Annotated in this window: 21 protein-coding genes; 11 read left to right on the top strand and 10 right to left on the bottom strand. The window is 69.3% G+C overall.

What is annotated here, in order from left to right; genetic code table 11:
* The first annotated feature begins 34 nt into the window (after nt 1-34).
* Both LDL49_RS01265 and LDL49_RS01260 read left to right on the top strand, forming a co-directional pair.
* On the top strand, nt 35-2,536 hold the full coding sequence (locus LDL49_RS01265; RefSeq protein WP_372470277.1) for a DNA gyrase/topoisomerase IV subunit A: 2,502 nt from the start codon (nt 35-37) through the stop codon (nt 2,534-2,536).
* A 126-nt stretch (nt 2,537-2,662) separates the two neighbouring features.
* The gene (locus LDL49_RS01260) at nt 2,663-5,710 is read left to right on the top strand and encodes a glycoside hydrolase family 3 N-terminal domain-containing protein (protein ID WP_225288981.1); all 3,048 of its coding nucleotides are present in this window, start codon (nt 2,663-2,665) and stop codon (nt 5,708-5,710) included.
* Between the two features lie 93 nt (nt 5,711-5,803).
* Here the strand turns inward: LDL49_RS01260 and LDL49_RS01255 are convergent, their stop codons facing one another.
* Entirely contained in the window at nt 5,804-6,181 is a 378-nt protein-coding gene (locus LDL49_RS01255) for a VOC family protein (protein WP_225288980.1), read from the bottom strand.
* Between the two features lie 72 nt (nt 6,182-6,253).
* On the opposite strand from LDL49_RS01255, the gene LDL49_RS01250 reads away from it, so the two are divergent.
* Entirely contained in the window at nt 6,254-6,817 is a 564-nt protein-coding gene (locus tag LDL49_RS01250; protein WP_225288979.1) for a thioredoxin family protein, read from the top strand.
* A 52-nt stretch (nt 6,818-6,869) separates the two neighbouring features.
* On the opposite strand, the gene LDL49_RS01245 is transcribed toward LDL49_RS01250, so the two are convergent.
* Complete coding sequence (locus LDL49_RS01245; RefSeq protein WP_225288978.1) at nt 6,870-7,181, bottom strand: hypothetical protein; 312 nt, start codon at nt 7,179-7,181, stop codon at nt 6,870-6,872.
* Nucleotides 7,182-7,334: 153 nt separating this feature from the next.
* On the opposite strand from LDL49_RS01245, the gene LDL49_RS01240 reads away from it, so the two are divergent.
* Complete coding sequence (locus LDL49_RS01240) at nt 7,335-7,832, top strand: beta-class carbonic anhydrase (RefSeq protein WP_225288977.1); 498 nt, start codon at nt 7,335-7,337, stop codon at nt 7,830-7,832.
* Nucleotides 7,833-8,122: 290 nt separating this feature from the next.
* The gene (locus tag LDL49_RS01235) at nt 8,123-9,505 is read left to right on the top strand and encodes a DNRLRE domain-containing protein (RefSeq protein WP_225288976.1); all 1,383 of its coding nucleotides are present in this window, start codon (nt 8,123-8,125) and stop codon (nt 9,503-9,505) included.
* Between the two features lie 125 nt (nt 9,506-9,630).
* Here LDL49_RS01235 and LDL49_RS01230 read toward each other — a convergent pair whose 3' ends face one another.
* The gene (locus LDL49_RS01230) at nt 9,631-10,083 is read right to left on the bottom strand and encodes a MarR family winged helix-turn-helix transcriptional regulator (RefSeq protein ID WP_225288975.1); all 453 of its coding nucleotides are present in this window, start codon (nt 10,081-10,083) and stop codon (nt 9,631-9,633) included.
* A gap of 108 nt (nt 10,084-10,191) precedes the next feature.
* Here LDL49_RS01230 and LDL49_RS01225 point away from each other — a divergent pair, with 108 nt between their 5' ends.
* The gene (locus LDL49_RS01225) at nt 10,192-10,566 is read left to right on the top strand and encodes an ester cyclase (RefSeq protein ID WP_225288974.1); all 375 of its coding nucleotides are present in this window, start codon (nt 10,192-10,194) and stop codon (nt 10,564-10,566) included.
* A gap of 875 nt (nt 10,567-11,441) precedes the next feature.
* Here the strand turns inward: LDL49_RS01225 and LDL49_RS01220 are convergent.
* On the bottom strand, nt 11,442-12,146 hold the full coding sequence (locus tag LDL49_RS01220) for a response regulator (protein ID WP_225288973.1): 705 nt from the start codon (nt 12,144-12,146) through the stop codon (nt 11,442-11,444).
* Nucleotides 12,143-13,342, bottom strand: coding sequence for a sensor histidine kinase (locus tag LDL49_RS01215; protein ID WP_225288972.1), 1,200 nt, complete (start codon nt 13,340-13,342; stop codon nt 12,143-12,145). Before LDL49_RS01215 ends, LDL49_RS01220 begins: the two co-directional genes overlap by 4 nt.
* A 144-nt stretch (nt 13,343-13,486) precedes the next feature.
* Between LDL49_RS01215 and LDL49_RS01210 the strand changes: the two genes are divergently transcribed.
* Nucleotides 13,487-14,353 (top strand): hypothetical protein, encoded by an 867-nt coding sequence (locus LDL49_RS01210; RefSeq protein ID WP_225288971.1) that lies wholly within the window; start codon nt 13,487-13,489, stop codon nt 14,351-14,353.
* 234 nt (nt 14,354-14,587) lie between these two features.
* Here LDL49_RS01210 and LDL49_RS01205 read toward each other — a convergent pair whose 3' ends face one another.
* On the bottom strand, nt 14,588-15,391 hold the full coding sequence (locus tag LDL49_RS01205) for an SDR family NAD(P)-dependent oxidoreductase (RefSeq protein WP_225288970.1): 804 nt from the start codon (nt 15,389-15,391) through the stop codon (nt 14,588-14,590).
* A gap of 82 nt (nt 15,392-15,473) precedes the next feature.
* Between LDL49_RS01205 and LDL49_RS01200 the strand changes: the two genes are divergently transcribed.
* Complete coding sequence (locus LDL49_RS01200) at nt 15,474-16,118, top strand: TetR/AcrR family transcriptional regulator (protein WP_225288969.1); 645 nt, start codon at nt 15,474-15,476, stop codon at nt 16,116-16,118.
* 600 nt (nt 16,119-16,718) lie between these two features.
* Here LDL49_RS01200 and LDL49_RS01195 read toward each other — a convergent pair.
* Nucleotides 16,719-18,821 (bottom strand): DNA gyrase/topoisomerase IV subunit B, encoded by a 2,103-nt coding sequence (locus tag LDL49_RS01195; RefSeq protein ID WP_225288968.1) that lies wholly within the window; start codon nt 18,819-18,821, stop codon nt 16,719-16,721.
* Between the two features lie 223 nt (nt 18,822-19,044).
* Between LDL49_RS01195 and LDL49_RS01190 the strand changes: the two genes are divergently transcribed.
* Entirely contained in the window at nt 19,045-19,275 is a 231-nt protein-coding gene (locus LDL49_RS01190) for a DUF7455 domain-containing protein (protein WP_132342023.1), read from the top strand.
* 97 nt (nt 19,276-19,372) lie between these two features.
* Here the strand turns inward: LDL49_RS01190 and LDL49_RS01185 are convergent, their stop codons facing one another.
* Nucleotides 19,373-20,056 (bottom strand): GNAT family N-acetyltransferase, encoded by a 684-nt coding sequence (locus LDL49_RS01185; protein WP_225288967.1) that lies wholly within the window; start codon nt 20,054-20,056, stop codon nt 19,373-19,375.
* Nucleotides 20,057-20,179: 123 nt separating this feature from the next.
* Here LDL49_RS01185 and LDL49_RS01180 point away from each other — a divergent pair, with 123 nt between their 5' ends.
* Nucleotides 20,180-20,914 (top strand): YaaA family protein, encoded by a 735-nt coding sequence (locus tag LDL49_RS01180; RefSeq protein ID WP_225288966.1) that lies wholly within the window; start codon nt 20,180-20,182, stop codon nt 20,912-20,914.
* On the opposite strand, the gene LDL49_RS01175 is transcribed toward LDL49_RS01180, so the two are convergent.
* Together LDL49_RS01175 and LDL49_RS01170 are read right to left on the bottom strand one after the other, a co-directional pair.
* A complete protein-coding gene (locus LDL49_RS01175; protein ID WP_225288965.1) occupies nt 20,904-21,725 on the bottom strand; it encodes an NAD(P)H-binding protein in 822 nt (273 codons plus the stop codon). The two genes, LDL49_RS01180 and LDL49_RS01175, sit on opposite strands and share 11 nt — an antisense overlap.
* Before the next feature lie 95 nt (nt 21,726-21,820).
* A complete protein-coding gene (locus LDL49_RS01170) occupies nt 21,821-23,233 on the bottom strand; it encodes an MFS transporter (protein ID WP_225288964.1) in 1,413 nt (470 codons plus the stop codon).
* Between the two features lie 93 nt (nt 23,234-23,326).
* On the opposite strand from LDL49_RS01170, the gene LDL49_RS01165 reads away from it, so the two are divergent.
* On the top strand, nt 23,327-23,791 hold the full coding sequence (locus LDL49_RS01165) for a MarR family winged helix-turn-helix transcriptional regulator (RefSeq protein ID WP_225288963.1): 465 nt from the start codon (nt 23,327-23,329) through the stop codon (nt 23,789-23,791).
* Nucleotides 23,792-23,832 lie beyond the last annotated feature (41 nt).

Here is a 23,832-nt window from a genome sequence, read left to right as displayed (position 1 = left end):
CGGGCACTCGACTTTCTTCGGCACAATGTTCGACATGGCCCGACGTACGACTGCACCCCCACCCGAGGACTTCGAGGAGCGGATCGTCGACATCGACGTCTCCTCGGAAATGCGCGCAAGCTATCTCGAGTACGCCTACTCGGTGATCTATCAGCGTGCGCTGCCCGACGCGCGCGACGGTCTCAAGCCCGTGCAGCGGCGCATCCTCTATTCGATGAGCGAGATGGGCCTGCGTCCCGAACGCGGCCACGTCAAGTGCTCGCGGGTGGTCGGCGACGTGATGGGCAAGCTCCACCCGCACGGCGACGGCGCGATCTACGACGCCCTCGTCCGGCTGGCGCAGCCGTTCTCGATGCGCCTGCCCCTGGCCGACGGCCACGGCAACTTCGGCTCCCCCGACGACTCGCCGGCCGCCATGCGTTACACCGAGGCCAGGCTGGCCCCGGCGGCCATGCTGATGGTCGAGTCGCTCGACGAGGACACCGTCGACTTCAAGCCCAACTACGACGGGCAGGAGACCGAGCCCACGGTCATGCCGTCGGCGTTCCCCAACCTGCTGGTCAACGGCACGACCGGCATCGCGGTCGGCATGGCCACCAACATGGCGCCGCACAACCTCACCGAGATCGTGGCCGCCGCCCGGCACCTGATCAAGAAACCCGACGCGGGGCTCGACGAGCTCATGCGCTTCGTGCCCGGCCCCGACCTGCCTACGGGCGCCTCGATCATCGGTTTGCAGGGCATCCGCGACGCCTACGAGAGCGGCCGCGGCACCTTCCGCATGCGGGCCAAGTGCAGGGTCGACCAGATCACGCCGCGCCGCAAGGGCCTCGTCGTCACCGAGCTGCCCTACAACGTCGGCCCCGAGCGCGTCGTCGCCAAGATCAAAGAGCTGGTCACCAGCAAGAAGCTGCAGGGCATCGCCGACCTCAAGGACCTCACCGACCGGCACAAGGGCCTGCACCTGGTCATCGAGATCAAGAACGGCTTCATCCCCGAGGCCGTGCTGGAGGAGCTCTACCGGCTGACGCCGATGGAGGAGACCTTCGGCATCAACAACGTGGCACTCGTCGACGGCGAGCCGCGCACGCTGGGCCTGCGTGAGCTGCTGCGCGTCTACGTGGAGCACCGGCTCGAGGTCGTGCGCCGCCGCTCGGAGTTCCGCCGCCGCAAGCGCGAGGAGCGCCTGCACCTGGTCGACGGCCTCATCATCGCGCTGCTCAACATCGACGAGGTCATCCAGGTCATCCGCACCTCCGACGACTCGGCGCAGGCGCGCGCGCGGTTGATGGAGGTCTTCGACCTGAGCGACATCCAGGCCGCCTACATCCTCGACACACCGCTGCGCCGCCTGACCCGCTTCGACAAGCTGGAGCTCGACCGCGAGAAGCAGACGCTCTCCGACGAGATCTCCGAGCTGACCGGGATCCTGTCGTCGGACGCCCGCCTGCGCCAGGTGGTCTCGGGCGAGCTGGCCGACGTGGCCAAGAAATACGGCACGCCGCGCCGTACCGTCCTGCTGGAGGCCTCGGGCGTGGCCCGCGCGGCGGCGGTGGACCTCCAGGTGGCCGACGACCCGTGCCTGGCGATGCTCTCGTCCACCGGGCTGCTGGCCCGCACATCCGACGCCTCGCCGCTGTCGGGCGGAGACGAGCGAGCCGCGCACGACGTGCTGGTCTCCGTGGTCCGCACCTCCGCCAGAGGCGAGGTCGGCGTGGTGACGTCGGCGGGCCGGTTGATCCGCGTCGCGGTGGTCGATCTGCCCACACTGCCGCCCTCCGCCAACCCGCCGTCGCTGTCGGGCGGCCATCCCGTCTCCGAGTTCGTCGCGCTCGAACCGGACGAGACGGTCGTCGGGCTCGGCTCACTCGACCCCGACGGTCCCGGCCTGGCCGTCGGCACCGCGCAGGGCGTGGTCAAGCGGGTGGTGCCCGACTACCCGGCCAACCGCGACGACTTCGAGGTGATCACCCTCAAGGAGGGCGACAGCGTGGTGGGCGCCGTGGAGCTCGAATCCGAGGCGCACGACCTGGTCTTCGTCTCCTCCGACGCGCAGCTGCTGCGCTTCCCGGCCTCGCAGGTACGCCCGCAGGGACGTCCGGCGGGCGGCATGGCGGGCATCCGGCTCGACGGGACGGCCCGGGTGATCTGGTTCGGCGTGGTCGATCCGTCGCGTCCGTCCCAGGTGGTGACGGTGGCGGGCTCGTCCACCGCCCTGCCCGGCACCCAGGTCGGGGGCGGCAAGGTGTCGGACTACGCGGAGTTCCCCGCCAAGGGGCGGGCCACCGGCGGAGTCCGGGCCCAGCGCTTCCTCAAGGGCGAGGACGTGCTGCTGCTGGCCTGGGCGGGGCCCGCGCCGGCCAAGGCGGTGTCCTCGGTGGGCAAGCCGGTGCCGCTGCCGGACGAGATCGGGCGCCGCGACGGCTCGGGCGTCCGCCTCACCAACACCATCGGCGCCGTCGGCGGCGCTCTGGGAGCGGGCCCGGCCGAACCGGCCGAATCCGCCCCGTCGGGCGACGAAGCGCCGCTGTTCTAGCGTGCGGGCCGCCCGGCCCACGGACAGCCGGGCGGCATCACACAGGTTGACGGGGCTTGTTATAAATCGCTCCCGTGACACGATCCCCTCTAGGAGAGAGCGCTCTCTCTTCTCTTGGGAGGATCCATGTTCCGATTAAGGACCCCGCTATGGGCGGCGGTGGCCCTGGTGGCCGCGCTGGTCACCGCACCCCCGGCCCAGGCCGCCGCCGAACCGCTGACCGTCACCGACTTCGAGGCCGCGACCCTGCCCGCGGGCGTCTCCGCCTGGGGCAACGACACCGCCTCCACCCCGGCGCTGACCGTCGAGCCCGACGCGGCCAGGCCCGGCGCCCCCGCGACCAACCGGGTGCTCAAAGCGGTCTACACCGTGAGCCAGTGGGGCGGCTGGTCCCACGACCTGACGACCGCCCAGGACTGGTCCGCCTACGAAGGGTTCTCCTTCTGGGTCAGGGGCACCGGGTCCGGGCAGAAGGTGTTCTTCGAGATCAAGGATGGTGGCGGCGGAGCGGGCAGCGCCGAGCTGTTCGAGTCGTCCTTCACCGATGACACGGCCGGATGGCGGCAGGTGCGGGTGCCGTTCGCCGACTTCACCCGCCGCGGCGACTACCAGCCGGGCGGCGCCCCCACCGACGGACAGCTCGACCTGGTCGCCATGTGGGGCTACTCGATGCGACTCCCGGCCGCCTCCGGCACGCTGTTCTGGGACGACGTGCAGGTCTACGGCACCGCCCCGCCCCGGCCGGTACGCCTGGCCACGGACAAGCCGGTCTACCCGGTCAACGAGAAGGGCACGGCCGAGGTACGCGTCTCGGTCACCACCGCCACCGGCGGCCCGCTCCCCGCCGACCTGGCCGTCGGCTACCGCACCGGCACCGGCACGGCCACCCCCGGCCAGGACTACACGCCGGTCGAGGGCACGCTGACCTTCCCGGCGGGCACCGCGTCGGGCACGGCCAAGGCGTTCACGGTCAGGACGCTGGCCGACGGCGCGGCCGAGGTCGCCGAGACCATCCCGATCGAGCTGTCCGGCACGGGCACCAAGCCCCCGGCCGAGACTCCGGCCATCGTGATCAACGCGCACGGCCTGCCGTACCTCGACGCTCGTAAGCCCGTCAAGCAGCGGGTCGCCGACCTGCTCGGCCGGATGAGCACCGAGGAGAAGGTCGGCCAGATGACGCAGGCCGAACGCGGCGCGCTCGGCTCGCCGAACGACATCGCCACCTACCTGCTCGGCTCGCTGCTGTCGGGTGGCGGCTCCACCCCGCCGACCAACACGCCGAAGGCGTGGGCCGACATGATCGACGGCTTCCAGCTGCGCGCCCAGCAGACGCGGCTGCAGATTCCGCTGATCTACGGCGTCGACGCGGTCCACGGGCACAACAACGTGGTCGGTGCGACGATCTTCCCGCACAACGTCGGCCTCGGCGCCACCCGCGACGCCGGCTTGGTCGAGCAGGCGGGCAAGGTCACGGCGAAGGAGGTCAAGGCCACGGGCATTCCGTGGGACTTCGCGCCGTGCTTGTGCGTGTCGCGGGACGACCGGTGGGGACGCGCCTACGAGTCGTTCGGCGAGGACCCGGCGCTGGTCTCGCGGATGACCACGATCATCGACGGGCTGCAGGACAACGGCGTGCTGGCCACGGCCAAGCACTACGTCGGCGACGGCGGCACCACCTACGGCTCCTCGACCGGCGACTACAAGATCGACCAGGGCGTCACCCAGCTCACCAGGGAACAGCTGGCGGCCATCCACCTGGCGCCCTTCGCCGAGGCGGTCAAGCGCGGCGTGGGCAGCGTCATGCCGTCGTTCTCCAGCGTCGACTTCGGCCAGGGGCCGCTCAAGATGCACGCGCACAAGGAGCTGATCACCGACGTGCTCAAGGGCCGGCTCGGCTTCAAGGGCTTCGTGATCAGCGACTGGCAGGCCATCGACCAGATCCCCGGCGACTACCCGAGCGACGTGCGTACCTCGATCAACGCCGGGCTCGACATGATCATGGTGCCGTACGCGTACCCGCTGTTCACCAGCACGCTCAAGGCCGAGATCGCGGCCGGAGGGGTGCCCATGGCGCGGATCGACGACGCGGTCTCCAGGATCCTGACGCAGAAGTTCCGGCTCGGCCTGTTCGAGCGCCCGTACGCCGACCGCTCCGGCATCGGCGACGTAGGCTCGGCCGCCCACCGAGCGGTGGCCCGCACGGCCGCCGCGAAGTCGCAGGTGCTGCTGAAGAACGAGGACCGGCTGCTGCCGCTGCGCCGCGACGCCAAGGTGTACGTCGCCGGATCCAACGCCGACGACATCGGCAACCAGAGCGGCGGCTGGACGATCACCTGGCAGGGCTCGTCCGGACCCATCACGCAGGGCACCACGATCCTGTCGGCGATCCGCGGCCGGGCGGCCTCCGTCACCTACTCGGCCGACGCCTCCGCGCCGCTGACCGGGCATGACGTGGGTGTCGTGGTGGTGGGCGAGAAGCCGTACGCCGAGGGCCAGGGCGACGTGGGCGTCAACGGGCACACGCTCGACCTGTCGGCCGCCGACCGGGCCGCGATCGACCGGGTGTGCGGGGCGATGAAGTGCGCCGTGCTGGTCGTCTCCGGCCGCCCGCTGGCGATGGGCGACCTGTCCAAGGTCAAGGCGCTGGTGGCGTCGTGGCTGCCGGGCACCGAGGGCGCCGGCGTGGCCGACCCGCTGTTCGGGGCCGTGCCGTACACGGGGCGGCTGCCCTTCACCTGGTTCCGTACGGCGGAGCAGCTGCCGATCAACGTGGGCGACGCGACCTACGACCCGCTCTACCCGTACGGCTGGGGACTGCGCACCGACCGGGCCCGCGACCGGCTCAAGGCGGCCTACGACCGGCTCGCCGGCGGTGACGGAGCCTCCAGGGCGGCCTCGGCGGCGCTGCTGGTGGCGCTGCTGGGCAACAACTGGAACGCCGACGGCTCCGTGCGCAACACCCGGGTCGTGCTGGGGGCGCTCGGCACGGCGGCGGCGCTGCTCGACCGTTCGAAGACGGACGCGTACGCGCAGGACGACGCCGTCGTCTCGGTGGCCAGGGACATCGCCCAGGCCGGCGGCGGACGGCCCGACCTTCAGGCGTCGGCCGACCACGAACTGGCGGCCGGCAACGTGCACAAGGCGGTGGACCTGCTGACCCAGGCGGCCCGCTGACGCGAGGCGGTGGACCTGCTGACGTAAGGGCCGGCTTCTGGCGCCAGCACGCCAGAAGCCGGTCCGCTCCTCTGTTACCGGTCCACCGGTCTGTCAGACGTCCCTGCAGAGGCAGAACGTATGGCCGGCCGGGTCGAGGAAGACTCGGAAGGAGTCGTCCTCGCTCGGCTGGTGTTCGTGCTTGGTGGCGCCGATCTCCAGCACCTGGGCCTCGGCCTTGTCCATGTCGCCGACCGTCACGTCGATGTGCATCTGCTGGGGACGCTCCGCGCTGGGCCAGACCGGCGGCCGGTAGTCGTCGACGGCTTGGAAGGCCACCCGCGCGGGCGAGCCTCCATTGGTGACGACAGCCCACTCCTCGTCGGACCCCTCCAGGATGGGCCAGCCGAGCAACCGCGAATAGAACTGAGCCAGCTCCATCGGACGGGCACAATCAAGGACCGTGGTCCGGAACTCCGCGATGCCGTTCATTACTTACCTCCGCGACTGTTATCCCGATGGCCACCGACGGTTTCGTCGGGGCCAACAGCGACAATGGATGCCATGGCTGCCAACTCGTTCATGGTCCCACTCGGCTCTCCCGCGCCCGATTTCCACCTGACCGCGATCCACGGCGGCAGCGTCTCGCTCGCGGATCTCAAGGATTCGCCCGCCATCCTCGTGGCGTTCCTGTCGAACCACTGCCCCTACGTGCGGCGCATCGAGCACGGCCTCAGCAGCCTGGCCACCGACTACGGGCCCAGACTGTCGATGGTGGCCATCTGCAGCAACGACAGCGTGAACTACCCCGACGACGACCCGACACACCTGGCCGAGCAGGCGGCGCGGGCGGGCTTCCCGTTCCCCTACCTGCTCGACGAGACGCAGGAGACCGCCAAGGCGTATCGGGCGGCGTGCACGCCCGATTTCTTCCTGTACGACGCGTTGTTCCGGCTGGCGTACCGCGGCGAGTTCGACGATGCCCGGCCCGGCAACTCCGTACCCGTGACGGGCTCCTCGCTGCGCGCGGCGATCGACGCGTTGCTGACGGGCGACCCGGTGAGCGAGGAGCAGCATCCGTCACTCGGCTGCGGCATCAAGTGGAAGCCAGGCAACGCGCCTGCCTGACCACGGCCGGGCACCGTCGGCGATGGGACTCCAGGCGGAGGTGGATGGGACGTCAGGCGGAGGTGGCGATGGCGGCCGGCAGGGCGAGCAGGAGTTCGTGGGGCTCGCCCTGCCAGCCCCGGATGAGCCGGAAGCCGGCCTCTCCGGGGTCGAAGTCGTCACAGCCCAGCGGCCCGAAACAGCCTGCCTGGTCGAGCAGCACGATGAGCGGGTCGTCGTCGGGCAGGCCGCCCGCGTAGGCGGCCGCGTCGAGGAGCGCAAGCGCGCACCTCGCGTTGAGCCCGTCGTCTCGGGTCTCCACACGGTCGAGGCGGCGCCGGGCCTGGGTACGCAGGTACGCGGCGAGCGATTCGGACCTACTCACGACAACCTTCTTCGATCACACATGGGGCTGTTCATACGTTGGGCTACGACATCATCACGCAAAGTGAGTGTCGCGCGTGGGACCTTGGGCAACTTCCGCCGTGTCGCCACCCCGGAAAGCACTACGAAACGGACGTGAGGGATCATCTGTCACATGAGCCAGTTCGATGACCTGATTTCCGCCAACGCGAAATATGCCGCTAAGTTCCGGAATTCCGAACTGACCGGCCGGGCCGCTCGCGGACTCGGCGTGGTGACCTGCATGGACTCCCGCATCGACCCCCTTGGCCTGCTGGGCCTGAAGGCGGGCGACGCCAAGATCCTGCGGAACGCGGGCGCGCGCGTGACGGATGACGTCCTGCGCACCCTTGTCCTGGCCGTCTATCTGCTCGGCGTCGAACGCGTCCTGGTGATGCCCCACACCGACTGCGGCATGTCCAAGGTCACCGACGCCGACGTGCACGAGCTCACCCAGGGGCACGGCGTCGACACCCGCAGCCTGGAGTTCCACACCGTCCCCGACCAGGACGCGGCCCTGCGCCACGACCTCACGCGGATCCGCTCCTCGCCCTTCCTGCCGCCGGGACTGCCGGTGGGCGGCGCGATCTACGACGTGCACACGGGCAAACTGATGCCGGTCGACCTCACATGACTGTCCGTCTAACCCGATAACTCTGCGTTTTGTGAGAAATATCGCACTAGAGCGGTCTCTCACTTTGCCGTGCCGTTACCCGTGATATCCCTGTGACCCGTCGGCGATCTTGTCGCCGCGACAGAAACGGGGATGTCATGTCAACGATCAATCCAGTACCGCCTAACGATCGGTGATCGTCGCCGGGGGCCAGTCCCCCGCTCGACGCCCTGAAGTCAGCGCATTGGCGCGCTGCTCCACACCCATCGATTGTTAGGACGTTGATTTTGCGTAAGTCTCTCAACCGTTCCATGGGCCGCCTGGCCCTCGGGCTCAGCGCCGTGACCGTGCTCACCGCCGCCACGGCCATCCCGGCTTCCACCGCTCTGGCCGCCACCGGCCAGAGCGCCGAGGACGTCGCGTCGGCCCAGGCCGCCGCCGACGGCAAGCCCGTACCCGTGCCGAGCCTGTCGGACGAGTCCAGCACCACCGTCGCCAACCCCGACGGCAGCTTCACCGCGACCATCACCTCGGGCCCGTCCCAGGTGCGCCAGAACGGCCAGTGGGTGCCCATCGACACCTCACTCGTCGCCGACGGCGCGGTACTGAAGCCGCGTGCCTCACGCGCCCAGGTCGAGGTCTCCAACGGCGGCGAGGGCACGCTGGCGAAGATGACCGACGACAACGGCCACGTGTTCTCGCTCAAGTGGCCGACCGCGCTGCCCAAGCCGGTCGTCAAGGCGAACGTCGCCACCTTCACCGACGCGGCGGGCCCGGGGGCCGACCTCGTCGTCACCGTACTGCCGACGGGATTCCGTCACGACGTCGTCCTGCGCGAGAAGCCCTCCGGTCCGCTGGAGCTCCGCATTCCCGTACAGACCGAAGGCATCGATCTGTCCGAGTCCGCCGACGGCCGCCTTCTCCTGACCAGTACGGCCGGTGACAAGGTGGTCGCCGCCGGGCCGCAGCCGGTCATGTGGGACTCGAAGGGCCACGGCAAGCCCCGCGGCGACTCGCTCTCGAAGATCGACACCACGGTCGAGACGCAGAACGGCACCAAGGTCCTCGTGCTCAAGCCGGACACCAAGTTCCTGGCGGACCCGTCGCGCGTCTACCCGGTGACCGTCGACCCGGTGATCACGCTGCCGAGCGTGACGGACACCGACGTCGCCACCTCCTGGGCCTCACACCCCGGTGACCCGATGATCATCGCGGGCACGATGCCGTGGGAGAACGGTCAGGGCGGCGACGTCATGCGCAGCCTGGTCAAGTTCGACACCCACAAGCTGACCGGCAAGCGGGTCATCTTCGCCAACATGGCGATGTGGAACCTGGAGACGAACGCCTGCGGCCTCCTCGTGGGCTCCGGCCTCACCGCCCAGCGGATCACCAGCTCGTGGGACGAGACCGACCTGAACTGGGACAACAAGCCCACCACCACCACGCAGGGCGAGGTGACGAACCGCGCGGGCCGCGGCCGCACCTGGACCGCACCCTGCGCCGGGGGCGCCGGCTACCTGTCGTGGCCGGTGACCACCATGGCCAAGGCCTGGGCCTCGGGCGCCGCCAACTACGGCGTCCAGCTGAAGGGCGCCAACGAGACGGAGGCCACCAACTGGCGCGCCTTCGCCGCGTCGGAGAACAAGGACGAGGGCGTCAAGCCCCCGACCTTGACGGTCATCTACTGGCGCTGATCACCTGAAACCCGAAGGGGGCCGGGCTCTCCCGGCCCCCTTCGGCATGTCCGGACGGGCTCGGCGCGTCGGGACGAGATCGGCGTCCGGGCAGGCTCGTCGTGCCCGGAGGAGTCGAGGGCGGGTCAGCTCGACGGGCCGGGGCCGGAGCGCATCTGCTCGACCTCGTCCTGGAACACGGCCTGCGTCTTGTTCATGAAGTCGGTGATCACCTCAAGCTGCTCATCGCTGTAATCACTCAACGACGCCCGCCACGCCTTGATCAGCGGCGTGAACACCGGCGCCACATCCACCGCCGCCCGCTCCAGCACGAGCGTCACCACGACCTTCCGCCGATCGGCGTCGTCCCGCTCCCGCCGCACGTATCCCACCGATTCGAGCCGATCGATGACCCCGGTGACGGACGCGGTGGTGATCCCGGCCCGCCGCGCCAATTCGCTGGCCGTCAGGGCCCCCTCGCTCAACAGGTTGAGGCAGTGGAGATCGGTGGTGTTGATGCCGATGCGCCCGGCGGCCGCCTGACTCATCGAGACCGAAAGCACGTTGGTCTTGCGCAGCGCTTCGAGCAACGCGGTCACCAACGTCGCACGTCTTGACATCGCCCACCAAACTCTCTAGCTTTTCAAATATCTAGGAAAACTAGAGATAAGCATCTCTAGCAACTAGCCAATCGGAAGGATATCCCGATGAAGGACGTCATCATGCGCCTGTACGACGAGGTGCTCAACCAGGGCCGGTTGGACGTAGCCGACGAGATCATCGCCGCCACCCTCTCCACCGGCCCCAACGACCCACCCGGCCCGGAGCGCGTCAAGCAGATCTCCACCCACATCCGCTCAGCCCTCCCCGACATGCACTTCGACATCCAGGACATGATCGCAGAAGACAACAGAGTCGCCACCAGATGGACCCTTCGGGGCACCCATGCCGGCCCCTTCTTCGGCGTCCCACCGACAAACCAGCCCCTGGAGATCAGGGCCTGCGTCATCTTCGAACTCAAGGACAACCAGATCACCAACCTGTGGCCAATCCTGGACACCAGCACCTTGCGCCCCACCTGACGACAGACCGAACCCCCTCGACCCCCGGTCCCCGCCCGCACTCCGGGCCCCGACCTCGCGGGTGTTCCAGCCCCGACTTCGCCTTTTTTCCAGCCCCGACCCCGGCCTGGGCCCCGCCCCGCGTCCCGGTCCCCGCCTGCGCCCAGCCCCGACCTCAGCCTGGTCCCAGTCCCTGCCTCGGTCCGGTCCCGACCTCGGCCCCGGTCCAGCTCCCGGCGCCACCCCTGCCTGCGCCCCCAGCCTGACCTCGGCCCCGGCCCCGGCCCCGGCCCCGATCCTGGCCCCGATCCCACGGTCTCGTGACGTCAGCGGGCACCACCTACGAAGGACATCTCCCAGCTGACGTGATGTGGTCGAAGCGACGAGACCAGGACAGACCTCTCAGTTTTGGAGGGCGTGACGGGGCTTGGACGGGTGTGGGGACGGCCATGACCGGACTCAGGTTCGCACGGGCACCGGACTCGGAGAGGAGCGACCCGGCTCGGGTTCGCACGGGCACCGGACTCGGACGGGAGTGACCCGACTTGGGCTCACGGGTACCGGACTCGGACGGGGGCGACCCAACTCGGGCTCACGGGCACCAGACTCGGAGTGGGCCGACCCAACTCGGGCTCACGGGCATGACCGGGCTTGATAGAGCAGACCGGACTGAGGGGCGTGGGCGGGGCCGGACGCGCTGAGTAGGCAGAGCGGCTGGAGCGGCCCGGCAGGTGATGAGAGCGGCCCGAGCAGGTCGAGCGATCGGGCAGTTGGGGCGGCCTGAGCGGGTGGGGCAACCTGAGCGGGTGACGGTCGGATGTCGTCGTACACCACGACAGAGGTCGAGACGGATATACGTGCACAGGTAGGCCGTCGATTGAAGAGGGGCTGACCGGTTACCGGCGGCCGTCCGGAACGGAGATGAGCCCGCCTTCGTAGGCGGCGATGACGAGCTGGGCCCGGTCGCGGGCGTGCAGTTTGGCCAGGAGGCGGCCGATGTGGGTCTTGACCGTGCCGACGGTCAGGTGAAGGTGCTCGGCGATCTCGGAGTTGGACAGTCCCTTGCCGATGAGGGTGAGCACCTCGCGCTCGCGTTGGGTGATGTCGCTGAGATCTCGCCGGGCGGGGGCGGGGTGAGGGCCGAGCAGGAATTCGGCGATCAGCCGGCGGGTGACGGTGGGCGCGAGCAGTGCTTCGCCGGAGGCGACGACGCGGATGGCGGCCAGGAGCTCCGTCGCCGTCGCGCTCTTGACAAGGAAACCGCTGGCGCCGGCACGGAGCGACGCGTACACGTATTCGTCCAGATCGAACGTGGTGAGGATCAGCACGCGCACGCCGGCATTGGCGGGGTCGGCGCAGATACGCCTGGTCGCCTCGATACCGTCCATGTCGGGCATCCGCACATCCATGAGGACGACATCCGGTCGCTGCCGACGGGCCAGGACCACGGCTTCGGCGCCGGTGCCCGCCTCGCCCACGGTGGCCAGCCCTGGTGTGGTGTCGATGAGGACTTTGAGACTGTCGCGTACCAAGACCTGGTCCTCGGCGAGCAGGATCCGGATGGGAGGGGGCGGATCGTCCGGGGCGGCGTCGATGGTCATGCCTTGGTGTCGCTCGGGTCGTAGGGCAGTCGAGCCGCCACGCGAAAGCCTCCTTCAGGCCGGGATCCTGCGCTGAACGTGCCTCCGTACATCTTGGTCCGTTCGCGCATGCCGATCAGGCCGTGCCCGCCGTGGCCCGCTCGCGGCGGGCGGCCCTGGCGGGGACCATCGTCGACGACCTCGATCGTGACTTCCCGCCCGTCGATGTCCACGGTGACCGAGCAACGGGTGGGCGCGGCATGGGCGATGACGTTGGTCAGGGCTTGTTGCACGATCCGGTATGTCGACATCGCGACCGTGGGAGGCATCTCGCCCTCTTGTCGGACGGTCAGGTCCACCTCGACCCCGGCCGAGCGGGCGCCGGCAGCCAGCTCGGGCAGGTCCGCCATGCCGGGAACGGGCAGATGAGCCTGCTGGGGATCGCCATCGGAGCGCAGGAGGCCGAGGACTCGGCGGATCTCGGTGAGGGTGCTTCGGCTGGTCTGCTCGATGACGGCCAGCGCGGCGCGGACCTCCTGCGGCCGGGCGTCGGCGACGTGGTTGGCCACGGTGGCCTTGACGGCGATCAGGCTCATGCTGTGGCCGATGACATCATGGAGTTCGCGGGCTATGCGCCTGCGCTCGTCGGCCACGGCTGCCTCAGCGAGGTGACGGACGAGACGAGCGGTCGTGTCCCGTTTCCAGCGGACAACCGTGCCGATGGCCCATCCGGCAGCCAGCAGGACACAGATCACACCGATCTCTATCGGCCAGGCCGGCGGCACCTCGCTGGGCTGCGTCGCGGGTGCGAGGCCCGGGAACACCCGCTCGTAGAAGATCAGGACCGCGGCCACCGCACCGAACCCGCACACCGCCAAGCCCGCCACCGACCATGCGACCGAGGTGGTGGAGGCCACCAGGTACAGCACGAGCACGGTCGGCACGAACGACACCCAGATCGCGCCCGCCGCGACGGCACCTGCCACCGTCGCCAACGCGCTCGCGGTGCACGCCAGAGCGAGCATGGCCCGCGGCCGGCGCCGCCGGACGGCGACCGGAAAGCTCACGACCGCCGCCACCAGCCAAGCGGACCAAGCGGGCCCCCACGACGACCGCTCCGGCGGATCAACGATGGCGTAACCGACGATCAGCGCCACGATGACCGCCACGGCCGCGTCGGCAACGCCCCGTCCATCGAGCCGCCGAGCCCATTCCATGCCGAGAAGTTACCGCCTCAACAGATCACCCGGCATCTGACCGTGGTCGGACATCCGCATCAGTCTGGGGTCGTACCGCCGCTCGTGCATGCCCACGAAGATGCGACCTGAGCACGACGCGTCCCCGCCACACCGCCCTTCACCATGCTGATGCACCCGGCAGACCATGCCGAGACGCACCGACACGGACACGTTGGGCAGGAACCCATGAATGTTGATCTTGGCCGGCGAATCGCACGGTGGCGACAGGCTGACGCGGACCGGCGCGCGGCCAACGCCACAGCCAACCGGAGCCGACAACCCTCGTTTCCGGGACGATGGGTGAGCGCCATCTCGCTGATCTGCGGCCCCACCCTGCTCATGACCGGGATTCTCCTGCGCTCCCAGTTCCACTTCTTCTTCCCTGATCAGCTCGCCGCCTACACCCGGCACCCCGCCCTCATCACCGCCGCCTACACCTGCTTCGCCTGCGGAATCATCCTGCTGTGTCCGGCGGTCATGACGCTGGCGCAAAGGATCGCCGCCACCAGCCCGCTATGGGGCCTATGGGGCGGCTGTCTGGTGATCGCCGGCCTGTTCACTCGAACCTTCCAATTCGGCACTGATCACCTCGCCTTTCAGCTGACCGACAGCTTTGGCCTGCAACCAATGATCAACGGAATCAGCCACTATTACGCGGCATGGCGGGATATGACCTGGCATCCGTTCAGGACACTGTCTGGACCAGCCTTCCTCGGCTGGGTCGTGCTGGCCATCGGCGCCTACCGCTCCGGCGCCCTGGGGCTGGGCCGCTCGATCGCGCTCGGCCTGATGACGGCGCTCGCGCTCGGGACACTCAAAGGCACCGAACCGCAGTCCATCATCGCCGCAGGCGGCCTCTGCGTCGCGTTCGTCCCGCTGGGCATCGCCCTGCTGCGCAGCGGCCCTCCGCCGAGCAGACGCGCCATACTCTGGCTCATCGTCCTCATCGTCTGGCACATCCTTGGTGCGGCCTTCGGCTCAAGGGGATGAGGCTCCGGGGCCATTGGTACGCCGGCGGGCCCTGAAAACCACGGCACCAGCACAGGCGTCCGCACTTCTGCCGTACACCGCATCGCATGTTCATCCGTACGCCGACATCCGACGGTCAGCGACGGCAGAGGACCCCGCGGCCGTCGCGTACCGGGCCACGCGCATGGCGGCCCGCGAGGGGTGCCTCGACGCTGACCGACTTGTCAGGGATGGACCTCAGTCCGCTGTGCACGATCAACGGAATGCGGCCAACGCCACCGGCTGCCACTTCCGCCACGTGGCAAGTCGCTCCTCGTACTCGGCCGCGACCGGCTCCAACGACTTGCCGAAGAAGATCCGCGCCGGCGGGTCGTCGGTGTCGGCCAGCTCCAGGATCGGCCCGCGGGTCGCCTTGGGGTCACCGAGCTCCCACGCGATCTCGGCGCCGGCGCGGACCTCGGCGTAGTCCGGGTGCTCGGCACTGGCGCGGACGCTGCCGCCGCCGAAGTCGGTCGAGTACGGGCCGGGCTCCAGGCAGATGACGTCGATGCCGAAGTGCTTGACCTCCTGCCGGAGCGATTCCGACAGCCCTTCCACCGCCCACTTCGACGCGTGGTAGCCGCCGATGCCGGGAAACGCCCGGACGCCACCCTCACTGGTGACCTGAATGATCCGGCCGTGACCCTGCGCGCGCAGCACCGGCAGGACCGCCTGCGTCACCCACAGCGTGCCGAAGAAGTTGGTCTCCATCTCGGCGCGGATCTCGGTCTCGGTCAGCTCCTCGACCATGCCGAAGTGGCCGTAGCCCGCGTTGTTGACCACCACGTCCAGCGCGCCGAAGTGCTCGGCCGCCTGCCGCACGGCGGCGAACACGGCCGCGCGGTCGGTGATGTCGAGCCGCAGAGGGAGTACGGCCTCACCGAACTGCTCGGCCAGGGGACGCAGGTGGTCAAGGTCGCGCGCGGTGGCGGCGACCCGGTCGCCTCGTTCGAGGGCGGCCTTCGCCCACTCACGCCCGAACCCCTTCGACGTGCCAGTGATGAACCACGTCTTGGACACCGTCTTCGCCTCCTCTAGTCGATACCTTTCATAGTAACAGTAGCATGGACTGCATTAATTACATATGTAGTATCGTTGCCGCATGGAGGGTCGACGAGATCGGAAGAAGCGGGAGACCCGCGAACGGATCCAGGCCTCGGCGCTGGAGCTGTTCACCTCGCACGGCTACCGCAGTACGACCATCGCTGCGATCGCCGAACACGCGGACGTCGCGACGCGAACCGTCACGCTGCACTTCCCCACCAAGGAAGACCTGCTGTTCGCGGACGACCCGTTCGCCGCGGAATCACTGTCGGCCCGCCTGGACACCCGGCCCGGCACCGCGCTCGACGCCGTCGGCGAGTGGATGCGTGACACGATGCGCGCCCTCGACGAACGCGACGCCGACCAGGGCCGCAAGCCGGGCGAGACCTGGTCCCTCCGCATCAAGCGCGCCACCCTGATAGCCGAGGACGACGATCTCCGCGGCCACGCCCGCGCCAGCTACTACGAACTGGAACGCCTGATCGCCGCCGCCATCGGCAAGGACGTGGGCCTACCGCCCGACGCGCTGGCCCCGCGCCTGACCGCGTACACCGTGGTGGGCGGCCTGCGCGAGCTGTACATGACCCACGAGGCCCGCCACAGCGACCCCGCCACCGAAGCGCTACTGCCCCTGGTCGACCGCGTACTCGACATCGCCCGCACGGGCCTGGCCACGCTCACGGCCGGTGAGCCCCACCCCTGAGCCACGCCGATCGCCTTGACAGCCCAGCCACCTACTGTGAGGGATGGGCGCCAACAGGCGAACGTCGCGCTGAAACGAGCCTGGGACGGGGCTGGGCAGCGTAGGTGAGGAGCCTGAGGGCTGAGAAGCTGAGGAACCGCGGGCCGAATGAACGGGCCTGAGCGGCTCTGTGGCGTACTGAGCGGCTCTGTGGCGCGCTGAGAGCAGGTCCTGGGTGTGCTGGAATGGGCCTGAGCGGCTCTGGAACGTGCCGTGCAGGGTCTGGGCATGCGAACCCAGGCTGGGACGTGCTGAGCAGGTCTTGGCCTGCGAACACAGGCCTGGGGGACGTGCTGAGCAGGCCTGGGCGGACTCAGGCGGGCCTGGCCGCCCCATGGCCTGGCAGATGCGGCCTCGCCACGGCCCTTGGCGGACTGTGGGAACACGGGCCCAACCACACGGAAGCCATGGTCAACCATGCGCACGTCACGGCGCCCGACCCGCTCCACCGGAGGAGCGTGCCCCTGGACAGACCCCCGCCCGCTACGGCGTCTGGGGCTCACCGTGCCTGCCGTAAAAGAGAGCCCTTAAAAAAGGCACTGAACCGAGAGAAGGGTGTTTCTAGGCGTCAATATGGTCGCGGTCGACTTCGGCGGCGCTGTTGACGATGAACTCGCGGCGCGGAGCCACGTCGCTCCCCATCAGCAGGCTGAAGATCCCCTCCGCCGTCTCCGCGTCCTCGATGCGGACGCGGCGCAGGATGCGGTGGCGGGGGTCCATCGTGGTCTCCGCGAGCTGGTCGGCGTCCATCTCGCCCAGACCCTTGTAGCGCTGCACCGGGTCCTTCCAGCGCCGGCCGCGCCGCTCCAGGTCGCGCAGCACCTTCTGCAGCTCGGCGTCGGAGTAGCAGTAGATGTACTTCTCCTTGCCGCGGCCGGGGTTGGTGAGCTCGATGCGGTGCAGCGGCGGCACGGCGGCGAACACCCGGCCCGCCTCGACCATGGGCCGCATGTAGCGGTGGAAGAGGGTCAGCAGCAGGCAGCGGATGTGAGCGCCGTCGACGTCGGCGTCGGCCATCAGGATGACCTTGCCGTAGCGGGCCGCCTCGATGTCGAAGGACCGGCCGGAGCCCGCGCCGACCACCTGGATGATCGCGGCGCACTCGGCGTTCTTGAGCATGTCGCTCACGGACGCCTTCTGTACGTTGAGGATCTTGCCCCGGATCGGCAGGAGGGCCTGGAACTCCGAGTCGCGGGCCAGCTTGGCGGTGCCCAGCGCGGAGTCGCCCTCGACGATGAACAGCTCACTGCGGTCGATGTCGTCGCTACGGCAGTCGACCAGCTTGGCCGGGAGCGCGGAGTTTTCCAGGGCGCTCTTGCGGCGCTGGTTGTCGCGGTGCTCGCGGGCCGCGATGCGGGCCTTGGCCGCGGCGACGATCTTCTCCAGCACGGCGCGCAAGGGCTGCTTGTAGCCGCGCGGCGGGTTGGCGAACAGCTCCTTGAGCTCGCGGGAGACCACGTGCGAGACGATGCGGGTGGCCGCCGAGGTGCCCAGCACCTCCTTGGTCTGGCCCTCGAACTGCGGCTCCGGCACTCGGACCGTGACAACGCCGGTCAGGCCCTCGGAGATGTCCTCCCCCCTGACCGGGTCGTCGCCGTTCTTCAGCAGACGGGTCTCGCGCAGCAGCTCGTTGATCGTGCGGACCAGGCCGCGTTCGAAGCCGGTGAGGTGGGTGCCGCCCTTGGGGGTGGCGATGACGTTGACGAACGAGCGGATGGTCGAGTCGTAGCCCTTGCCCCAGCGCACGGCCACGTCGACGGTGAGCTCGCGCTGCACCTCGGTGGCCGTCATGTGGCCCTGGTCGTCGAGCACCGGGACGGTCTCGTGGAAGTGGCCGACCCCCTGCAGGCGCAGCACGTCGCAGACGGCCTCGTCGCGGGCCAGGAACTCGGTGAACTCGGAGATGCCACCGTCGAAGTGGAACTCCTCCTCGACCCGCTCCTCGTGCCTGCTGTCGATCACGGCCAGGGTCAGGCCGGGCACCAGGAAGGCGGTCTGGCGCAGGCGGACGTGGATCTCGTCGAGCGAGACCTCGGCGTCGGGCAGGAAGATCTGCTTGTCGGCCCAGAACCGTACCCGGGTGCCGGTGGCCCGTTTGTTCAGCTTGCCGCCGTCGCGCAGGCCGGACTTCTTCTTGAACTTGGCCTTCGGGCCGTCGCCGTCGAAGACGCCGGGAACGCCGCGGCGGAAGCTGATCTCGTGGATCCGGCCGTCGCGGTCGACCTCGACGTCGAGGCGCTCGGACAGGGCGTTGACCACGGAGGCGCCCACGCCGTGCAGGCCGCCGGACGCGCCGTAGGAGCCGCCGCCGAACTTACCGCCCGCGTGGAGCTTGGTGTAGACGAGCTCGACGCCGGCCAGGCCGCTCTTGGGCTCGATGTCGACGGGGATGCCGCGGCCGTCGTCGCGCACCTCGATGGAGCCGTCGGCGTAGAGCTCCACCTCGATGCGGCTGCAGTGCCCGGCGAGCGCCTCGTCGACGCCGTTGTCGACGATCTCCCAGAGGCAGTGCATGAGCCCACGGCTGTCGGTTGACCCGATATACATGCCAGGGCGCTTGCGGACCGCTTCCAGCCCCTCAAGCACCGACAGGTGACGAGCCGTGTAACCCGCCTCCACTAGCGTCACTCCGGCTCCCCTGCCTCTAAGCCTCGAACTAGGCATCGAACATGTGTGCGTAGCCTATCGTTCTTCCCCTACGCACGCGTACAAGCTTGCCATGACGGCACGTTTGGTGTTACCAGGCGACGGCTCTCCATCACTTCCGGCCACATTCTGCTCTCGGCGTAGCCGGGCAGTGATTGGGAACGTCCGCGTCCGGTTAGATGTTGTCCAAGTGACTGACGCCAGATCCTCGCTTCGGCGGGGGTGACCCGAAAGGCGATACGTGACTGGAGCTCTCGCCCCCGTTAAGCCGCTGACGGCCCTCGACCGTTGCGACCGTTGCGGCGCCCAGGCCTACATTCGCGCGACCCTGCCTGTGGGTGGGGAGCTGTTGTTCTGCGCTCATCATGGGCGTCAGCACATTGCAGCGCTTCGCGAGAAGGGCGCCGACATCCTGGACGAGTCTGCTCGGCTCAGCGAAACCCCAACAGTGGCCCCCAACGACGAGCGCTGACCTGCGCTGGTCGTGATGAGATAACAACATATTGCACGAAGCGGAACGGCGATCCCGGCAGGCCCGGGACCGCCGTTTCGTCATGTCTCAGCCGGGCTCATCTCACCCGGTAGTGATAGCGGGCGCGCACCTCGAAGCCCTCGCTTCGATACAGGGCCTGAGCAGCCTCGTTGGGCGCCGTGGTCACCAGATAGGCTGACCGCGCCCCACTACGCCGTACGAGAGCGCGCAACACGCTCCTGGCCAGCCCACGGCGGCGAGCCTGGGGCAACGTGGCCATGCAGTAGATCCCGATCGTCTCCCCCTGCGGCACACCTCGGCCGACGGCCACGGCCTGACCGCCCTCCTCGACCGCGGCGTACAGGGCAGGCACCCCTCGGCAGATCCGCTCGGCCACCTCGACACCCTCGGCGTAGCGCCCGTCCACGGCCCACCAGGTCTCCAGCCACCCCTGCCAGGGCCGCTCCTCTACCCGCACCGGATGGACGGCCTGGGACACGCCGCCGCCGACCATGATCACGGTCGGGTCGACGGTCTCATATCCCCGAGCCGACAGCTCGTCATCGAGCCCCGGCATGGCCCCCACCCCCACGGAGAACACGCTCCGCTGCCCCTTCTCGGCATAGAACGCCTCTGCGGCCTCGATCGCGCCAGTGAGATCGGCGGGCCGTCCCAGGGGGAGCACGGAGTTCGCCCGCTTGGTCACGCCTCCGGCGTAGCGGAGGATCCAGCCGTCGTACGTCCGCTGCTCATAGGCAGGCCAGGCCTCATGTACCAGCAAGTCGAAATCCACTCGCGCACCCTACCCAACCAGCGCAGACCTCCCGCGAAGCGGCCAAACCTCAGCGGCCGCATTCCGGCCCAGGCACGAGCGGCGGGTGGTGGGCATTGACTATGCTGTGGCGTGCTGATTTTGTTGCCGCCCTCGGAGGGGAAGGCCGGGGAGGGCAGCGGTGCTCCCCTAGGAGATCTTTCGTTCCCCGCCCTGGACAGACCGCGCAAGCGCGTACTGACCGCGCTCATGAGAGCGTCCAGACGGCGCGACGCCCTTGACGTCCTCGGCCTGTCGCCCGGCCTGGCGGGCGAACTGGCCAAAAACCTGGAGCTCCAAACCGCTCCGGCCCTCCCGGCGGCCGATCTCTATACCGGTGTCCTGTACGAGAAGCTCGGTCTCGGCACCCTGACGGACGAGGCCAGGAAGCGCGCCGAGGAGTCCGTGCTCATCTTCTCCGGCCTCTGGGGCGTGCTGCGGATCATCGACCGCGTCCCGCCGTACCGGCTGTCTATGGGGGTGACCCTGCCGGTGCTCGGCGGGCTGGCCGCGTTCTGGCGGCCCGCGGTGTCCAAGGAGCTGGAGCGCCTGGACGGGCTGGTGGTCGACCTGCGTTCGGCCACCTACGCGGGAGCCTGGCAGCCCGGGGAACGGTCTGTGGCGGTACGGGTGTTCCGCGATGGCAAGGTGGTCAGCCACATGGCGAAGGCGACCCGGGGCGAGATCGCCCGCACCCTGCTGGAGACCGGGGCGGACCCCGCCACACCCGGCGAGCTGGCCGCACACCTCACCGGTCACGGCTACGCGGTGAACCTGATCGAACCCGCCCGCCCCAACCGTTCCTGGACCATCGACGTCAGCCTGTGAAGTCACCCAGGTGATCCGCCACCCAGGTCGCGAACGTGCGGCCGGGGTGTCCGACCAACCGCTCGACATCCGTGGTGATCTCGACCGGCACGCCGTCGTTCGACTGCCACCAGTCCAGCAACGGCTCGGCGAACGACTCGGGGATGTAGTCCGCCATCTCCGCCTTCCACTCTTCCCGCGTGACGTTCCTGATGGTGATGTCCCTGCCGGTCGCCCGGCCGAGGATGCCGATCTGCTCGGCGAAGGTGATCGATTCAGGCCCGGTCAGCAGGTACGGCCGGCCGCCCAGGGCCGGGTCGGTGAGCACGGCGGCGGCCGCCTCGGCGATGTCGGCCTCGTGGATGGAGTCGTTGTGCGAGTCGGGGTACGGCAGGCTCACCGGCTCACCGGCCTTGACGGGCCAGGACCAGGCCAGCGCGTTGCCGGCGAACGAGCCCGGACGCAGCAGCGTGCTTCGGACGGGCGCGGCGGTCAGGGCCCGCTCCACGTCCAGGTGGGACTTGGCCAGGGGGCTGGCCTCGGGGTTCGGGCCGAGTACGGAGGAGGACGACAGGAGCACGATGTGCTCGACTCCGGCCGCGGTCGCCTCCTTGACGAAGGTGTCGATGTGCGCCGGCTCGGCGTACAGGAAGACCGAGGTGACGCCGGCCAGGGCGGCGGGGAACGTCTCGGGGTCGCCGAGGTCGCACCTGGTGATCGACGGCTCGCCGGGCTGGCGGGAGGCCGGGCGGACGGGCAGACCGCGCCGGCGGAGGATGGCGATGAGCTCGGTGGCGACGGCGCCGCGAGCGCCGGTAACAAGGGTGGTCATATCGGGATATGCCTTTCTGGCGATGTCTCTGTGTTTGATGATCTTGTGCAGGCTGCTCAGCGATGGTGCGGCTGAGCTCCGGACAGCGCGCCCATTCAGTGGCGGCGCGGTCGGGCCTTGCGCGGCAGGAGCCGCACCAGGCCGCAGCAGGCGATAACGGCGACGACCACGACGAGCAGGCTGCCGGTCGCGGCCTCCGTCTGGTCGCCGGTACGGAAGTAGACAGTGGTCACGGCGGCGGCGCCGATGGCGTTGGCCAGCTGCTGGACCGCGGAGAGCGACCCGCTGGCGCTACCGGCCTCGCGCGGGTCGATGTCGCCCATGGTGACGTCATAGACGGTGCCGAAGCAGGTGCCCATGCCCAGCCCGATGACCAGCGCCGCGAGGACGAGCGCCCAGGCGCCGTCCACGGCTCCGGAGACCACGGCCAGCAGCCAGCTGGTGCCGATCAGCGCGATGGTCAGGCCGATGGTGATCAGCGTGCGGCCGAGCCGGTCGATGAGCCGGTGGCAGGCCACCGAGGCGATGACGATGCCCACCGCCACCGGGGCCAGGCCGAGCGCCGCCTGCACGGGCGTGAAGCGCAGGCCGTACTGCATGAACAGCACGAGCACGTAGAGGAGGCCGGACACGGCCGCGAAGAAGACCGTGCCCAGGACCAGGCCGGCGGTGAAGCCGCGGTTACGCAGGAGCGACGGCTCGATCAGCGGGTTTGTGGCGGTGCGCTGGCGTACGCAGAACAGGCCGAAGAACACCAGCCCACCGGCCAGGCACAGGATCGGGACGAGCGTCCACCCGTGGGCCGAGCCGTCGATCAGGCCGTACAGGAGGCCCACCATGGTCACCGCCAGCAGTCCGGCACCGACAGTGTCCACCGCGGATCCCCCGGAGCGATCCCGGTCGCCGGGAGCGTCGGCGGGCAGGAGCCGGGCGGCGGCGACGAGCGCGGCGCCCCCGAGCACGATGTTGATCAGGAACATCGCGCGCCACCCCAGCCCGAACAGATCGGCCTCGATCAGAAAGCCCGCCACCACCGGCCCTCCGACCGAAGAGACGCCAAGTGCGGGCGCGAACACACTGAAGGCCTTGCCGAGCTGATCGCGGGGAAAGACGGCCCCGAGAATGCCGAAGCCCTGGGGGATCATCAGCGCCCCGAACCCGCCCTGCACCAGCCGGGCACCGATGAGCGCACCAGGGCCGACCGCCAGCCCGCAGGCGACGGACGCGAGCGTGAAACCGGTGAGGCCGAGAAGGAAGAGGCGGCGACGGCCGTACCGGTCGCCGAGCCGCCCGCCGACCACCAGCAGGACCCCGAGCGCCAGCGCGTACGCGGCGCCGAGCCACTGGATGAGGGCCGCTCCCCCACCGAGGTCGGCCGCGATGGTGGGGGCGGCGACGTTGGTGATCGTCGCGTCGAGCAGGTCCAGGACGGCGGCGGCGATGATGACGCCCAGGACGGCCCACCGCCGGTCAGCCTGGACGGGTGAGGCGCGGATGAGTGCGGACATGGGGATCCCCTCGATAGAATACGTACGTGACACAAAGAGTGCGCCACACAAAGATTGTGTGGCGCACATAAATATGAGGTATGGAGCAACCTGGTGTCAAACCGAGCGGAAACGCTGAAGCGGATCATCGACGAGAGCCAGCGGCACTATGCGGCATATGTGCTGTTCAATCAGGCGCTGGCCGACCATCTGGGCATTCACCCGACAGACCTGCAGTGCGTGGCACTGCTGGATCTGGAGGCCGGACCGGTGAGCACCGGGGAGATCGCCCGCCTGACGGGCCTGACGCCCGGCTCCGCCACCCGCCTGGTGGACCGGCTGGAGAAGGCCGGCCTCGTCGTACGGCACACCGATCCGGCGGACCGCAGGCGAGCGCTGGTCGCCCTCGCTCCCACGGCCGAGGCCAGGATCGGTGCTGCCTGGGAGACGCCGGGCAAGGCGTTCGCCGAGGTGATGGAGACCTACTCGGACGCGGAGCTGGCCGTGATCGCCGACTACCTGCGCCGGGCCGGCGCCGTCGGCCGCGCCCAGGCGGAACGCCTCAGCAAAGGGGCATGAAAGCACCTGGCCCCGCACAGCCGGAGCTGTGCGGGGCCAGG

Source organism: Nonomuraea aurantiaca, from assembly GCF_020215705.1.
GTDB classification, from domain to species: Bacteria; Actinomycetota; Actinomycetes; order Streptosporangiales; family Streptosporangiaceae; genus Nonomuraea; species Nonomuraea aurantiaca.
Note: the sequence above shows the minus strand (reverse complement) of the source record. Positions and strands in the feature narration are given on the sequence as shown.

Coding starts and splice junctions, on each gene's coding strand:
- LDL49_RS01265 (WP_372470277.1), top strand. CDS start 35: ATGGCCCGACGTACGACTGCACCCCCACCCGAGGACTTCGAGGAGCGG.
- LDL49_RS01260 (WP_225288981.1), top strand. CDS start 2,663: ATGTTCCGATTAAGGACCCCGCTATGGGCGGCGGTGGCCCTGGTGGCC.
- LDL49_RS01255 (WP_225288980.1), bottom strand. CDS start 6,181: ATGAACGGCATCGCGGAGTTCCGGACCACGGTCCTTGATTGTGCCCGT.
- LDL49_RS01250 (WP_225288979.1), top strand. CDS start 6,254: ATGGCTGCCAACTCGTTCATGGTCCCACTCGGCTCTCCCGCGCCCGAT.
- LDL49_RS01240 (WP_225288977.1), top strand. CDS start 7,335: ATGAGCCAGTTCGATGACCTGATTTCCGCCAACGCGAAATATGCCGCT.
- LDL49_RS01235 (WP_225288976.1), top strand. CDS start 8,123: ATGGGCCGCCTGGCCCTCGGGCTCAGCGCCGTGACCGTGCTCACCGCC.
- LDL49_RS01225 (WP_225288974.1), top strand. CDS start 10,192: ATGAAGGACGTCATCATGCGCCTGTACGACGAGGTGCTCAACCAGGGC.
- LDL49_RS01220 (WP_225288973.1), bottom strand. CDS start 12,146: ATGACCATCGACGCCGCCCCGGACGATCCGCCCCCTCCCATCCGGATC.
- LDL49_RS01215 (WP_225288972.1), bottom strand. CDS start 13,342: ATGGAATGGGCTCGGCGGCTCGATGGACGGGGCGTTGCCGACGCGGCC.
- LDL49_RS01210 (WP_225288971.1), top strand. CDS start 13,487: ATGCTGATGCACCCGGCAGACCATGCCGAGACGCACCGACACGGACAC.
- LDL49_RS01200 (WP_225288969.1), top strand. CDS start 15,474: ATGGAGGGTCGACGAGATCGGAAGAAGCGGGAGACCCGCGAACGGATC.
- LDL49_RS01195 (WP_225288968.1), bottom strand. CDS start 18,821: ATGCCTAGTTCGAGGCTTAGAGGCAGGGGAGCCGGAGTGACGCTAGTG.
- LDL49_RS01175 (WP_225288965.1), bottom strand. CDS start 21,725: ATGACCACCCTTGTTACCGGCGCTCGCGGCGCCGTCGCCACCGAGCTC.
- LDL49_RS01170 (WP_225288964.1), bottom strand. CDS start 23,233: ATGTCCGCACTCATCCGCGCCTCACCCGTCCAGGCTGACCGGCGGTGG.